Origin of the sequence: Pseudomonas sp. REP124 (assembly GCF_020164475.1) — a bacterium.
Lineage (GTDB): Bacteria > Pseudomonadota > Gammaproteobacteria > Pseudomonadales > Pseudomonadaceae > Aquipseudomonas.
Genome location: NZ_JAIQWX010000152.1, coordinates 1 through 14257, shown reverse-complemented (window position 1 = coordinate 14257; position 14257 = coordinate 1). Strand labels below are relative to the sequence as shown.

At 60.4% G+C, this 14257-nt stretch carries 11 protein-coding genes; 2 read left to right on the top strand and 9 right to left on the bottom strand.

Annotated features, from left to right (window positions below; translation table 11 throughout):
• The 3 genes from alc to puuE all read right to left on the bottom strand — a co-directional run.
• The coding region (gene alc, locus K9857_RS25520; protein ID WP_224540550.1) for an allantoicase at positions 1–985 on the bottom strand (985 nt) is incomplete at its 3' end.
• A 90-nt stretch (positions 986–1075) separates the two neighbouring features.
• Positions 1076–1591, bottom strand: a complete 516-nt coding sequence (gene uraD, locus K9857_RS25515) for a 2-oxo-4-hydroxy-4-carboxy-5-ureidoimidazoline decarboxylase (RefSeq protein WP_224540549.1) — start codon at positions 1589–1591, stop codon at positions 1076–1078.
• On the bottom strand, positions 1588–2514 hold the full coding sequence (gene puuE / locus K9857_RS25510) for an allantoinase PuuE (RefSeq protein WP_224540547.1): 927 nt from the start codon (positions 2512–2514) through the stop codon (positions 1588–1590). The genes uraD and puuE overlap by 4 nt, the downstream gene beginning before the upstream one ends.
• Positions 2515–2947: 433 nt before the next feature.
• On the opposite strand from puuE, the gene uraH reads away from it, so the two are divergent.
• Positions 2948–3301: a hydroxyisourate hydrolase gene (uraH, locus tag K9857_RS25505; protein ID WP_175376934.1), complete on the top strand. Its 354-nt coding sequence runs from the start codon at positions 2948–2950 to the stop codon at positions 3299–3301.
• A 246-nt stretch (positions 3302–3547) separates the two neighbouring features.
• Here the strand turns inward: uraH and K9857_RS25500 are convergent, their stop codons facing one another.
• The 6 genes from K9857_RS25500 to K9857_RS25475 form a co-directional block, all read right to left on the bottom strand.
• A complete protein-coding gene (locus tag K9857_RS25500; RefSeq protein WP_224540544.1) occupies positions 3548–5014 on the bottom strand; it encodes a hypothetical protein in 1467 nt (488 codons plus the stop codon).
• A gap of 71 nt (positions 5015–5085) precedes the next feature.
• Positions 5086–6657 (bottom strand): hypothetical protein, encoded by a 1572-nt coding sequence (locus K9857_RS25495; RefSeq protein WP_224540542.1) that lies wholly within the window; start codon positions 6655–6657, stop codon positions 5086–5088.
• A gap of 26 nt (positions 6658–6683) precedes the next feature.
• Positions 6684–9926 carry a calcium-binding protein gene (locus K9857_RS25490; RefSeq protein ID WP_224540541.1) on the bottom strand — a complete coding sequence of 1081 codons (3243 nt, stop codon included), beginning with the start codon at positions 9924–9926 and terminating at the stop codon, positions 6684–6686.
• Positions 9927–10155: 229 nt separating this feature from the next.
• Positions 10156–10785 carry a LysE family translocator gene (locus K9857_RS25485; RefSeq protein ID WP_224540539.1) on the bottom strand — a complete coding sequence of 210 codons (630 nt, stop codon included), beginning with the start codon at positions 10783–10785 and terminating at the stop codon, positions 10156–10158.
• Between the two features lie 65 nt (positions 10786–10850).
• Entirely contained in the window at positions 10851–12200 is a 1350-nt protein-coding gene (locus K9857_RS25480) for an NCS2 family permease (protein WP_224540537.1), read from the bottom strand.
• A gap of 309 nt (positions 12201–12509) precedes the next feature.
• The gene (locus K9857_RS25475) at positions 12510–12950 is read right to left on the bottom strand and encodes a MarR family winged helix-turn-helix transcriptional regulator (protein ID WP_224540535.1); all 441 of its coding nucleotides are present in this window, start codon (positions 12948–12950) and stop codon (positions 12510–12512) included.
• Positions 12951–13032: 82 nt separating this feature from the next.
• Here K9857_RS25475 and K9857_RS25470 point away from each other — a divergent pair, with 82 nt between their 5' ends.
• On the top strand, positions 13033–14199 hold the full coding sequence (locus K9857_RS25470) for a PLP-dependent aminotransferase family protein (protein WP_224540533.1): 1167 nt from the start codon (positions 13033–13035) through the stop codon (positions 14197–14199).
• Positions 14200–14257 lie beyond the last annotated feature (58 nt).

Genomic DNA, 14257 nt, shown 5'->3' with positions numbered 1-14257 from the left:
CTTTGCCCAGAACACGCAGGCGACTCACGCCACCATCCGGGAACACGTTCAGGCGGATGTGGGTGATCGGGCCCAGGGCCTTGATCTGCTCGGCGAAGGTGTGTTCGGCGTGCATTTCCAGCTTCTGGCTTGGCAGCAGTTCGCGCCAGAACAGCGACTGGGTTTCGATCTGGCTGTCGGTACCGCCTTTGACGAAGGCGCCCTGGATCGAGCAGCTGTCCGGGTAGTTGCCCTTGAAGTGCAGGGTGTCGACGATGACTTTCTCGACTTCACCGGCATGGCCCAGGGCGACGATCACCCAGTCATTGCCAGGAGTACGACGACGCGCGGTTTCCCAGCCGTCGCCCATGTTGATGCCACGGCCCGGGTTGAGGATGTTGCTCATGCGACCGAAGTGCTCGTCGGAGCAAGCTAGCGCGCGACCACCATTCAGGGCAGCGGCCAGGTCGACCTGTTCGTTGTCGCCGATGGCCGACCAGTCGCGGAACGGTACGCCGTACACACGCAGACGGGCCACGCCGCCATCCGGGTAGATGTTGAAGCGCAGGTGGCTGAAGGCCTGGTCGTTGTTGATCTCGTGGTAGTGGTGGCTGTTGCCTTGCAGCTCGACGGCCGACAGCACTTCAACCCACTGGGTGTTTTCGTTCGGCTCGCCTTCGGCCAGGAAGCATGCTTCCAGGGACGCCGATGGCGGGAAGTTGCCGGTGAAGAATGAAGTGTCGATGTCCACGCCCTTGATCGAGCCGGGCACGCCCAGGCGGATCACGGCGCTGTCATAGCCTTCGAAGCGCTTGCGGCGCGACTCCCAGCCATCCATCCACTTGCCGTTATCATCGAACACGCCCTCCTTCCATACGGCCGGGGTCGGTTGGAACAGACGGTTGGCGTCTGCGAACCAGTCATCGGTGACCGAGATGATTTTGGTGCCCAGGCGGGCGTCGGCCAGGTTGACGAACTTCTCGAAAGGTACGGCGTAAGCTTTCATTCTTCTTGTCTGCCTTTAAATAAGTGGCTTGGGATGCTTGCAGGGCCCTGGGCGGTTTCGGCGTTCTTGAATCCGCTCGGGCCAGGCTCGCTATAGGGTCAGTAAACGGAACAGGGCGATCTTGTTGATCTCCGCCAGCGCGCATTTGAATTCGGTATCGACCGAATTGTGAATGCGCGTTTCGAACGCTGCGAGGATCTGATGCCGGTTGCTGCCTTTTACCGCCATGATGAAGGGAAACTTGAACTTGGCTTTGTAGGCGTCGTTCAGCTCGGTGAAGCGCTGGAACTCTTCGGCCGTGCATTGGTGAATACCGGCGCCAGCCTGTTCATTGGTGCTGGCTTCGGTCAGTTGGCCCTGGACGGCAGCTTTGCCGGCCAGGTCCGGGTGAGCGTTGATCAATGCCAGTTGGCTGGCGTGATCGGCGCTCAACAGGATGTCGCTCATGCGCTGGTGCAGGGTTTCGATCTGGTCGATCGACGCGTCCTGGCCCAGGTCGAAGGCCTTTTCGGCCACCCATGGCGAATGTTCGTAGATGTCGGCGAAAGCGGTGACAAAGGCGTCGCGGCTCAGGCTCGAAGGTTTGACGGTTTGGAAGGTGCTCATTTGGCAGCCCCTTGGTACGGGTGGGTTTCGTGCCAGTGACGCGCGATATCGACGCGACGGCTGAACCACACCTGTTCATGACTTTTAGCGTATTCGATAAAGCGCTTGAGCGAAGCCAGACGCGCCGGACGGCCAACCAGACGGCAGTGCAGGCCGATCGACAGCATTTTCGGCGCTTCTGCGCCTTCGGCGTAGAGCACGTCGAACGCGTCCTTGAGGTATTCGTAGAAGTCGTCGCCCTTGTTGAAACCCTGGACCTGGGTGAAGCGCATGTCGTTGGTGTCCAGGGTGTACGGGATCACCAGGTGCGGCTTGCCGGTCGGGTTGTTCGGTTCCCAGTAGGGCAGGTCGTCGTCGTAGGTGTCGCTGTCGTAGAGGAAACCGCCTTCTTCCATCACCAGGCGACGGGTGTTCGGGCCGGTGCGACCGGTGTACCAGCCCAGTGGGCGCTCGCCGGTGATTTCGGTGAGGATGCGGATCGCTTCGAGCATGTGCTCGCGTTCCTGGGTTTCATCCATGTACTGGTAGTCGATCCAGCGATAGCCGTGGCTGCAGATCTCGTGGCCGGCATCGACCATGGCGCGGATCACGTCCGGGTGACGCTGGGCGGCCATGGCCACGGCGAAGATGGTCAGCGGGATGTCGAATTCCTTGAACAGCTTGAGGATCCGCCAGACGCCGGCGCGGCTGCCATACTCGTAGAGCGATTCCATGCTCATGTTGCGCGCGCCTTGCAGCGGCTGTGCGGCAACCATTTCGGAGAGGAAGGCTTCGGATTCTTTATCGCCGTGCAGGATGTTGCGCTCGCCACCTTCTTCGTAATTGAGTACGAAAGACAGGGCGATGCGGGCGTTGCCCGGCCAGTGTGGGTGCGGAGGGTTACTGCCGTAACCGGTCAGGTCGCGTGGGTAGTCAGCGCTCACTGCAGTCTTCCTTCTTATTCGTGTTGACAGGTGGTGTGGCGTGCCCGCGAATGAGAAGTCAGGCTGGCGTCACAACGATGGGCTGATTGTATACAACTTTATATTCACTTTGTAAGCCTGAATTTTTGCATTTTTCGCTAACGGTCATCTTCCGGTGATAGGAGGGGGAGTCTGCAAGAAATCTGCCTGTCCGCCTAGCTTGCGGTTACAGGGCTTGGCCAGTGCGCACTTCGCCGGAAAACCGCCGGGAAAACGGTGGTTGGCGCTGCCGTTGGTAAATATGTCGTTTTTATTGTGTACAATTTTTTTGAAAAGTGTCTTAATCAATCCATCGCCGCAGCATTTCGGGCTCCGAAACGGTGCGGTCTCCTTTTCAACTGACTTCGGGAGGCGCGAGGTCTGGCTGCTCGATGCAGGCAGGCGCGCAGAATCAATGGGACGTTTGACTACACACGTTTTGGACGCTGCACATGGTTGCCCGGGCAGCTCGATCAAGGTCGAGTTGTACCGCGTCGAGGGTTCGCAGCTGGAATTGGTCGCCAGCGCGGTCACCAACAGCGATGGTCGTGTCGATTCGCCGCTGTTGCAGGGCGATGACTACCGCACCGGGGTTTATCAGGTTCAGTTCCATGCCGGCGACTACTACCGCGCCCGTGGCGTCCAGCTGCCGGAGCCGGCGTTCCTGGATGTGGTGGTGCTGCGTTTCGGCATCTCGGCACAGCAGGATCACTATCACGTGCCACTGCTGATCTCGCCGTACAGTTATTCCACGTACCGGGGAAGCTGATCCCCCAAGCAGCTTCCTCTACCTTGAAGCGACCTGCGCATATAGCTTCTTTGGTCTTTCGCCCGCTCACACTGCGGGCTTTTTTTCGCCCTGGTTTTCTGCCAGCGAGATTGCCATTGGTATCTGATACCCCGCGATCCCTGTGGGAGCGTGGCTTGCCCGCGATGGTAGCCCAGACACCGCTGGGCATCAGGCAACCCGCGTCATCGTTGACGACCATCGCGGGCAAGCCACGCTCCCACAGGATTACAGCCTTGGGTCTTCGGTTCTGACGATGAACACGGAGCTCTCGTGATCCGCTGAAATATGGCTGCCCCCCTTGAGCCAGATCAGCTTGCCCGCCGCTTCCGCATCCTGGGCCGCGCGCAAGGCCGGGTAGCCGATCAGCCCTGGCAGGCTCTCGGGGACGAAGGCGTCCTTGGCGCTTTCGTGAATGTGCATGCGCCTGCCATGCACACGATGCAAGGTCATGTAGAAGACAAAGTCATGCCCGGTGCGGCGGAACACCAGGGCGGCATAGGACGGGGCGTCGGTCGGTTCGAACACGCTGTAGCCATTGCGAATCAGCAGCTCACGCATGAAGCGTTTGAGTTCATTGGCATGCTGGGTGCTGAGAAGGTAATCCCACTGACGGTGGAATTTGTGCGGTGTGTAGGCCAGATGCACCAGAGGCTGATCGGTGGGCGTTGGCAGGCCGAGAATCCGGGACGTCCCCTTGCCGGCGGTTGTCCGAATGACCGGCAGCATCAACAGCGGATCGACCAGTTCCGGCCGGGGTGAGAGATTCCGGGTTTTCCAGTCATTGAACACTTGCCGCAAGGTCGTCAGCCCGGCGTTGGTGGCAGTCTCGGACCTGTTGGCCAGGGCAAACTGTCGCCGGGCGACGTTCAGCAGGGAGATTTCCGAGAGTTCGGGAAAGTAGCTGGCGACATAGTCAGTCAGGGTTCGATCGAAGGGCAGGCCCGGATCGATTTCCCAGTGTCCGCTCGATGGCACCTGGATGGCGCCCCGGGGTTGTTGTTCGGGATCGCGCTTGAGCAGGTCCTGGAACAGATCGAAACCGTAGATCGGGTGCGACGGGTTCTTGATGTAGGCAATCGGATGGTCCGCTGCCGCATCAATCGGCACCGTTTTATAACGAACCCCGTCGACGGTGATGTCTGCGGCTGAGTAGTGTCGGGCCTCGATGCCCCAGTCTTTCCAGGGCCCTGTGACGGTATTGCCGGGCTGAACCTGCCGCCATTGGAGCGTTCCCTCCACGCGCTCCAGACGCGGACCGGAAGGCACCAGTTCCGACGGTTGCCCCGCACGCCAGTGTCCCTGCGGATCGCTGGCCAGCAGCACCGTGCCGCCGTCCACGAGATCGACATATTGGCGCCCCTGGATAATCGAGCGCAGACCGGTTTGCGGGTCGGGCGCGGGCAGTCTTTCCACCAGTTTCGGTGGCAGGTAGTAATGACTGATGGGAGGTTCGACGGTGGTGCGGCTGATCGGTGTCTCGTCCGGCAGGTCGATGATGTCAATGGTTGGCGGCCGGGTTTCCGGTGGGTGGCTCGGGTCCGGCAGCGACGGTCGCAGTGGCAGGTCGGGAAGATCAGTCAGCCCGTGGCCGGGAAGCCCGGGCAGAATGTCAGGGCCGGTTTCGCGCCTGCCGGGTGGGTTCACGTCGGTCGAACCGGGGTTTTTCGGGTGATGGGGGTTTTTGGGTCTCATGAAATCAGTGCTCTTTAAAGTGTTCGGGGAAGGGGTTCTCGCCGGCCAGGCCGGCGAGAAAAGGGCAGGGCTCAACCTTCCCTGACGATAAAGACGGATCCGACTCCCGAGGACGTGGTCTGAACGCCGCCCAGCAGCCACACCACTCTGTTCTGGTCGTAGGCGGTGCGCAGCCTCTCGTGCGCGGCCTCGCCGATACGCGATACCAGATGCGGATCGGACAACTCATCACCCGACGGTGCCATCTGTCTGATGGTCTCGCCGTTGACATTGCCCAGCTTAAGGAAGAACACCCGATCATGGTTGGCGCGGGTGAACACCAGCGTCGGTCCGCGGTGGTCGCTGGACATTGGAAAAACGTCGTAGCCATTGCGCACCAGCACGGCGGTGAGCAATTGCTTGAGGTTGTAGTTGGAAGGATCGATGACGAAGTTGTTCCACTGCGCCGCGAATCCCTCGGGGGTGAAATCCAGGCGTCGCAATGCAGTGTTGGCGTCGGCGGGCAGCAGGGTCATCCAGACGTTGTTGGCGCTTCGGGTTCGGGGAATGATCGGTAGCATCAAAATCGGGTCAGCCAGTTCCAGGCGAGGAATGCTGGCGCTGGTGTTGTCGGCCCAGTTGCGAAGCGTCTGCTTCAACACGGCCAGGCCGCGGCTGTCGATCACTTCGGAATGATTGGCCCGGTTGAAAAGCGATCTGGCGACCGTGGTCAAGGAAGTCTGCGACAAGTCCCTGTAGGAATTGGCGACGTAACCTGTAAGCGGCCTGTTGAAGGGGAAGCGATCCTCGAGAACCTGCCACTGACCGTCTCTTTTCAACGCCCATCTAGGTTGCAGAGTGGGTTCGTCATGCAGCATCTGTTCGAAAGCCTCATAGCGCGCCGGTGAAAACCTTGGATGTTGCAGGTACGCGATGCTGTGGCTCTGCGGTGATCCATTGGGCACCAGCGGATAGTGAAGGCCGTTGATTTCCAGGGACTCTGAGGCAAGCGGTCTGGTCGAACTGCCCCAGTTGCGCCATTGCGCCGCCGACAAATCCAGGGGCGCCAGGTGTTGCGCCAACTGGTCGCTGACCTGTGCGGCCTCCCCGGAAGACGAGTCGGCGCTTTCATCCACGCGAGGACGCTTGCTGACGCTGGGGCCGGCCTGTTCGTCGACGACTTTCCTGCGCCAGAAGGGCGTGTTGCCGACTCTTTCCAGTACCGGCCCCGAGGCCACCAGTTCGGTAAGCAGCGCGGCCCGGTACTCGCCATCGGCGCCAAGGCGGACCAGGGTGATGCCTTCGTTTTCGATTTCCGCGTAGATCGTCTGTCGTTTGCCGTAGCGCAGTCCATCGAGGTCGGCGGCGGGCAGGTCTCTGGCGAGGAAGTCCGGCAGAAAACTGAAGCCAGAGCGGGTGCCGGTGTCGCTGACAAACTGCCCGGAGAGGGGAATGTCAGCCACTTCAAGCTGCGGCTGCCGGGGGACGTTGTCGGATTCGCCTTCGGCAGGCCTGCTGGTTGATGGGCCCTCGGCGCCGGGGATGTCGGGAAGACGGCCGGGCAGTTCGATATCGGGTATTTCCCGGCGCGGTGGCGCTCCGTCATCGGGGCTGTTCGGGTTGTCCGGTGTATTGGGTTTGGTGACTTTCTTTGGTGGCTTCATGTAATGACTCCTTTCATTAACGTGAATCAGGCACTGGGTTGGTCTTGCGTCCATGGATAGATTTGCTCGAACAGCAGATCGACCGCATAGGTAATGCCCGAGGAAGTGGTGACGTGGATTTGCTCGATGGGTGTGTCTTCGTTTTCGTAGTGCGGCAGATAAACCAGGGTTCGGCCGATCAGCAGTTTGTTGTCCCGCAACTTGATGTCAGCCAGGTCGGTATGCCTTGAGTGAAAGATCCAGGTCGAGGCATTGGAGGTTTTGTCCCGCGCGCCCGGGGTGGAAATCCGCAGGGTGCTGTCTGCATGAAAATGCACGTGATAGGTCGAGCCCTTGCCTTCGAGCGTCGCCACCGTGTTTTGCAGGCGAGCCGGGAACTCGACACGTTGCGCGCGAGCTTCCAGCACGATCGGCCGGCTGTCTTCAGGGGCGAGCAGCAGGTAGTTGCCGGCGCGCTTTTCCAGCATGTGCCGGCCATCGAACCATTTGACGCCGGGGTTTGTGACGTCATCCAGATAGTTGGGCGAAGGCAGCTTGATCCGATAGGACACGCCGTCGCGCAGGACCAGGTTGAAGGTCTGGTTCAACGCCAGGCCCTTTACCGCATACGAACTGCCACGCACGTTCGTGTAAGTGTCGGACGCAGCCGTAGCAAGATTCCTGATTACGACGGTCTTCTCTTTGAAGCGCAGTTCCAGATTGAACAGGCCGTAGTCCAAGTAATGGGCGCTGTTGCGCTCGTTGACTTCAACCGTGTAAGCGGCCAGGGCCTGGATCAGGTCGCCGCTGTCGCAATCGATGTGCAGTGTGTGGACGTTCTTGTCGTCTCGTTGGCTGATGTTGATGACACTGTGCTGGATATCGCGGTGGATGAAGCAGTGGGAAGCCTTGCCGGGCAAGGTTTCATGCACGGGGCTATTGAGAATCAGCGGCGCCGGGCGAGTGCCCTTGGCCAGAATCAGTGCTTCGATGGTGTGATGTTCGCTGCCGGTCAGTTCAGCGGGAAAGTCCGGGGTCAGCTGGAAACCGTCCTGGGTCAGCAAGCGCAGTTTCTGTTCCTGGAGCAGGCGTTTTCCCGCGACTGTCTTGTAGATGTCCTTGATGATCAGCCGTTGCTGCGGCCACTCGCCGTCGTCTCCACAGAGCGAGGAAATCACCAGCGAAGTGTCTTCGATCGACCATTTCTGAATGCGCTCGAAGGGCCAGTCCATGATGATCAGGCTCTCGTCCTGCGGATCTTCGGTGATGGTGACGGTGCCGCTTTTGTGGGCCACGAAGTAGGTGTCCTTGCCGGCACCGCCGGTGGCGTGACCGTAGCCGCCCATCAGGTAGATCGTGTCATCGCCGGCGCCGGCATCGATTCGGTCGTGGCCTCGGGAGACGATGCGATTGGCGCCGGCGGAGCCTTTGATGATGTTGCTCGCACCGGCCAGGGTTTCGACGTTTTCAATGCTGGATAGCACGGTGTGGGGCGTTGTGTCGTTGTCGCTCAAAAGGCCGATGCGGCCATGCTCCAGATCGATTTCGAAACCTTGGTAGAGAGTGTCGTCGCGGCTGTCCAGCGTGCCCTGGAAAACCAGCGTGTCGTTGCCCTGTCCGCCCTGCAGACGGCTCTGGAGAAGTGAGGTTTGCTTGAGCGCCGGGACGGCCCCTTCGAACAGGAACTGGTCATCCTTGTCGCCGCCGGTGAGGTGTTTGCTGCCGGTGCCGTAGCTGAAGTGATTGGGTTTGTTTTCCAGGCCCAGGACGTTGTCGTTACCGCCGCCAAGTAGCCAGAGAGTGGCTTTCGATTCGCCGCGAGTGCCTTTGACCACCCCGGAAAGATCCGCCGGAACACCGTGGCGGGCATCGATGCTGTCGTCGCCGTCCTCGACCGAGGGCACCTTGATTTCCCTGGATGGCATCGATTCACGGCCTTGATCATCGCTTTCAAACCAGAACACCTGGGCGGCAGTCAGGCCGACCTGGAATTTGCCGTTGACGATGGCTTCGATGCTGTCCTTCATCTGGCCGTTCAGCCATTTGCGCGCGCGGTTGTTGAGCAGTTTGGAGTGGTGGTCGGTGGTCAGTGCGATGTTGTAGCGGTCCTGGATGCGTTGCGGCGGGCTCTGGTTGATGAAGGCGAGAAAGCCGCTGACGAGACGTTCATCGACGCTCAGTTCGATGTAGTCGTCGATATCGTCCACCTGGCGCACGGCGCTGTAGATTTGCGAGCCGGTGATCAGGATCGCGGCTGCGGCGATACCGATGGGGCCGGCGTGGGCGAAGCCGGCGAGGGCGGCGGTACCGAGAATAAGGGTCAGGGCGGCGCTGGTGAGGTTCATGCCGGCGGCGACGTAGTGATCCAGCGCCTGCTTGCCGGTGGACCGGGAGGCGTCGTTCAGCGCCTTGACCGCGAAATAGATATCGAAGGGCAGGGTCAGCACGCCGGCGATCAGCCCGGCCGCCCGCGACAGCTGCAGGCCGAGCCTCGTCCCGGCAAAACCCTGATAAACGAGTGCGCTGCGTTCGATCAACTCTTGGGCGGTTTTGATCAGGCCCAGTTCGATGACAAGTGATCCGACCTCGGTTACCACCGCACCGGCACTGACCGCCGCTTCGGTGCGATCGCCGCGCTTGATGGCATCGGAAATGCACATCAGGCCGCTGTAGATCCCGAACGCCTGGAGTCCGACACCCATGCTGTTCACCACTTTGCTTTTCTGCCGGTTGACCCAGCCGGGGACGTTTTCCGGCAGGCGGGTATCGACGACATCCAGTTTCTGCGCGGCTTGCAGCAGCCTGTCGAGCTTTTGCGTGTGGGTGCCCTGTTCCTCGCTGAACAGTGGCGGGGCGTTGACCGAGCGCTGGGTGGCGATCTCGAACAGCAGGGTCGGCAGGGTGTAATCGCCCGGTTTGCCACTGGCCCAGATGCGCTGTTCGACGTCGACGGGGTTGAGCTTCAGCCCATCGATGAAGGCCTGGGGAGGGCGGCGGAAGTTGCTGTTGCCGATGTCCAGCGGCGCGCCGTCGACCGTTGCGTTCATGAGGTGCAGTTCGGTGCGGGTGACGGTGAAATGGCCGATGGCGAGCGGGCCGTAGTGATGGTCCAGGGCTCGCAGCACGCGCTCGCGTTTTTCCGGGGCGCGCGGGGTGTGTGGGTTGATGGTGCTGTCGCCGTGGCTGCGGATGAAATCGACGATTTCCTGGTCGGCGTTGTTCAGGGACGGGGGATCGACGTCGGAGATTTTTACCGGTTCGTCTTCGGTGATGGGGAAAAGTTGGGTCATGGGAGCTTCCTGGTTCGGCGTGGGGGAGGGTGCTGAACTTTAGGGAAGCGTGGTGGGCTGGATGCGATAACTATGTAAGGCGAGTATTTCCGAGGGTGACGATTTTCAAACTGTAGGAGCGAGCATGCTCGCGATGAACCCAAGAACGCCGCGGGGTATCAGGAACCCAGCGTCATCGTTGACGACCATCGCGAGCATGCTCGCTCCTACAGGGGCTGGGTGTAACCGATTAGTGGCCGCTAAGTAGCGAAGCCGCCCCCGCCCCACCAAACAACCCGGCACTGATCCGGTTGAACCAGCTCTGGCCCTTGCCCGTGCGCAGGTACCGTGCCGCACCGTGGGCGCCGAGGCCGTAGGCCAATTTGCACAGCAGATCCAGCACCGTCCAGGTCGCAATCATCACCAGCAACTGCGGCAGGAACGGTTGCTCGGCACTCAGGAACTGAGGCAGGAAGGCTGCGAAAAACAGAATGTCCTTGGGGTTGCTGCCACCCAGCATGAACGCCCGGCCGAACAAGGCACGAAAGCGTGGCACCGGCGCAGCTTCAGGCACTTCGGCGCCGTGGGAAGGCAGGCGCGATTGTTTCCAGCTTTGCCAGGCGAGGTAGAACAGGTACAGGCCACCGACGATTTTCAGGGCGCTGAACAACTGCTCCGAAGCCAGCAACAACGCACCGAGCCCAAGAGCAGAAGCGCTCAACAGGCAGATCGAGGCGAACACGCCACCGAGGAACGCCGGGTACGAACGGCGCAAACCGTAATTCAGACTGTTGCTGATCATCAGCAAGGACAGCGGTCCCGGGATCAGGATCACTACCAGCGCAGCGCCGCTGAACAGCAGCCAGGTTTCCAGACTCATCACTTTCCTCCATTTGCACAAAAGCCTCACCCGACGGGGTGAGGCTGTTTTGAATCGTGTCCGACTTACAAGAAGATGAACTTGGCGATGAAGATCGCGCAGAGCACCCACAGGCTGACGGAAATTTCCTTGTACTTGCCGGTACCGGCCTTCAGCGCCACATAGGTGATGAAGCCCAGGGCGATACCGTCGGCGACCGAGAAGGTCAGCGGCATCATGATTGCGGTGACGATCGCCGGAATGCTGTCGGTGGCTTCGTCCCATTCGATGTGGGCCATGCCGCCCATCATCAGCATCGCCACGTAGATCAATGCGCCGGCGGTGGCGTAGGCAGGAATCATCCCGGCCAGCGGTGCGAAGAACATGGCTGCGATAAATAGCACGCCCACGGTCACGGCGGTAAGACCGGTGCGACCACCTGCGGCTACACCCGCGGCACTTTCCACATAACTGGTGACCGGCGGTACACCGACCACGGCACCGAACACGCTGGAGGCGCTGTCGGCTTTCATCGCACGGGAAAGGTTTTCGATGCGGCCGTCAGCGCCTACCAGGTTGGCGCGCTGGGCGACGCCCATCAGGGTGCCGGCGGTGTCGAACATGTGCACGAAGAGGAACGCCAGTACCACGCTGATCATGCTGACGTTGAACACGCCGGCGACATCCATGGCCATCCAGGTCGGGGCCAGGCTCGGCGGGGCCGACATGATCCCTTCGTAATGCACCAGGCCCAAGCCCCAGCCGGCCAGGGTCACGGTGATGATGCTGATGAGGATCGCGCCGAATACCCGGTGATAGCTGAGAATCGCGATCATCAAAAAGCAGATGCCGGCGAGCAGCGGACCTGCCTCGTGCAGCGAGCCGAGTTTGATCAGGGTGGCCGGGCTATCGACGACGATGCCCGCGGTTTTCAGACCGATCAGCCCCAGGAACAGGCCAACACCGGCGCCCATGGCGTGACGCAGGCTGACCGGGATGCTGTTGAGCAGCCATTCGCGGATCTTCGAGAAGGTCAGGATCATGAACAACACACCGGACACGAACACCGCGCCGAGGGCGGTTTCCCAGTTGTAGCCCATGGTGCCGACCACGGTGTAGGTGAAGAACGCGTTCAGGCCCATGCCCGGCGCGAGGCCCACCGGCCAGTTGGCGTAGAGGCCCATCAACAGACAGCCCAGCGCTGCGGCGATGCAGGTGGCGACGAACGCCGCGCCATGATCGATGCCGGCGTCGGCCATGATGTTGGGGTTGACGAAGATGATGTAGGCCATCGTGATGAAGGTTGTCAGACCGGCAATCAACTCGGTCTTCACCGTGGTGCCATGCAAGCTGAGTTTAAACAGGCGCTCCAGCAAGCCAGTGCGTAAAGGCGGCGAGAGATCCAGCGTCGATGCTTCGGATTTGCGGCTTTCCACAGCGAGTACTCCTCAAGAGTTTTATTTTTATTTCCAGGGCCGGATCCCGAGGGGTGGCAGCGGCCCTTTGAGGTGCTTGCGAATTTGTTGACTCATTGGTCAGAAACTCGCACGAAGTGGATTATGCTTTTGTATACAAAGAAAGCAAATAATGTTTTTGATTTTGTCGACGAAAGTTTTGTCGATTGGGATATATCGTTTGTTCAAAAGGCACCTTAGGAGCTAGCTTGCTCGCGATGGTCGTTAACGATAACGCTGGCTGCCTGATACCCCGCGGTGCCTGAAATTCCATCGCGAGCAAGCTAGCTCCTACAGAAGCGGGCTTTTGCCCAAAGCCAGATTCACCGCCAACCACCCATTCACCGCCGCTTCCCCAGCTTCGGCAAACACGCGCTCCAGCAATTTCACCTGCTCCCGACGCAGCGCCTGTTCGAATCGCGCACCTTCATCGGTCAACTCCAGCAGCCGCTTACGCTTGTCCGTCTCGGACGCGACGCTGTTCACCAGGTGCATTTCCAGCAACTGCCGCAACGGCATGTTCAACGCCTGTTTGGTCACGCCGAGCAATTCCAGCAGCTCCTTGACGCTGAGATTCGGGTAGCGGGCGACGAAAAACACAATGCGCTGATGCACCCGGCTCAGGCCACGGCGTTCGAGCATTTCGTCGGCCTTGGCGGTGAAGGCCTGGTAGCCGAAGAAAAACGCTTCCATGGCCTGTTGCTGGGAATTCGGGTTTTTAAGGTCAAGCATGTTGACGTATCCGCTCGGGCTGTCGTAATTTCGGTCAACAAGTTTGACTCATTTTCCTCATGCCTCGCTACCGGTGATCCCCATGGCTTTTTCCGAACGTGTCTCGCGCCTTAAAAGTTCTCTGATCCGTGAAATCCTCGCCGCCGCGCAACGCCCGCAAGTGATGTCGTTCGCCGGTGGTCTGCCGGCCGAAGCCATGCTGCCCAAGGTCGAGTGGGACCAGATGCCTGTGTCCATGGGCCAATACGGCATGAGCGAAGGTGAGCCTGCACTGCGCGAGGCTTTGGCAGCCGAGGCGCGGTCTCTGGGTTTGCCGTGCGAAGCGAGTCAAGTATTGGTGGTCAGCGGTTCCCAGCAAACCCTCGATCTGGCGGCCAAGCTCTATATCGACAAAGGTACGCAGATCGTCCTCGAGGCCCCGACCTATCTGGCGGCGTTGCAGATCTTCCAGCTGTTCGGTGCCGACTGCGTGACTGTCCCGCTGGAGGCCGATGGCCCGAACCTCACGCAATTGCGCTCGTGTCTGGAGCAACATCGGCCGGCGTTCATCTACCTGATCCCGACGTTCCAGAACCCGTCGGCCGTGCGTTACAGCGAGGCCAAGCGCGAAGCGGTGGCGAGCCTGCTCGATGAGTTCGGCGTGACTCTGATCGAAGACGAGCCGTACCGCGAACTGACGTTCGATGGCGGCAGCGCCAAACCGATTGCCGGGCGCCTGAAGAAGTCCAGCTGGATCTACACCGGCACCGTCTCCAAAACCCTGTTGCCGGGTTTGCGCGTGGGTTACCTGATCGCCAGTCCGGACCTGTTCCCACACCTGCTAAAGCTCAAGCAGTCGGCGGATCTGCACACCAATCGGGTCGGCCAGTGGCAAGCGTTGCAATGGATCGGCAGCGAATCCTATCGGCAGCATCTGGGTGAGTTGCGCGGCTTTTACCGGGAACGCCGCGATGCGTTTCAGGCGGCGCTGCAAATGCACTTTGACGATCTCGCGGACTGGAACATGCCCCAGGGCGGGCTGTTTTTCTGGCTGACGCTCAAGCAACCGCTGGATACGCGGACCTTGCTCAATGCGGCGCTGGCCAATGATGTGGCGTTCATGCCGGGCGAGCCGTTCTTTCCGGATCCGGATAACAACCACGGGCACCTGCGGCTGAATTTCAGCCACATCGATCCGGCGCGGCTGGATGAGGGGTTGGGGCGATTGGCGGCGGTGGTGCGCCAGGCACAGGCGGCGCAGGCGGCCTGAGGGGAGAAATGAATAAACCGGCTGTTGCGGCCGGTTTATTTTTGGGTGGGATTTGTGG

Coding starts and splice junctions, on each gene's coding strand:
- K9857_RS25495 (WP_224540542.1), bottom strand. CDS start 6,657: ATGAAGCCACCAAAGAAAGTCACCAAACCCAATACACCGGACAACCCG.
- uraH (WP_175376934.1), top strand. CDS start 2,948: ATGGGACGTTTGACTACACACGTTTTGGACGCTGCACATGGTTGCCCG.
- K9857_RS25470 (WP_224540533.1), top strand. CDS start 13,033: ATGGCTTTTTCCGAACGTGTCTCGCGCCTTAAAAGTTCTCTGATCCGT.
- K9857_RS25500 (WP_224540544.1), bottom strand. CDS start 5,014: ATGAGACCCAAAAACCCCCATCACCCGAAAAACCCCGGTTCGACCGAC.
- K9857_RS25475 (WP_224540535.1), bottom strand. CDS start 12,950: ATGCTTGACCTTAAAAACCCGAATTCCCAGCAACAGGCCATGGAAGCG.
- uraD (WP_224540549.1), bottom strand. CDS start 1,591: ATGAGCACCTTCCAAACCGTCAAACCTTCGAGCCTGAGCCGCGACGCC.
- K9857_RS25490 (WP_224540541.1), bottom strand. CDS start 9,926: ATGACCCAACTTTTCCCCATCACCGAAGACGAACCGGTAAAAATCTCC.
- K9857_RS25485 (WP_224540539.1), bottom strand. CDS start 10,785: ATGAGTCTGGAAACCTGGCTGCTGTTCAGCGGCGCTGCGCTGGTAGTG.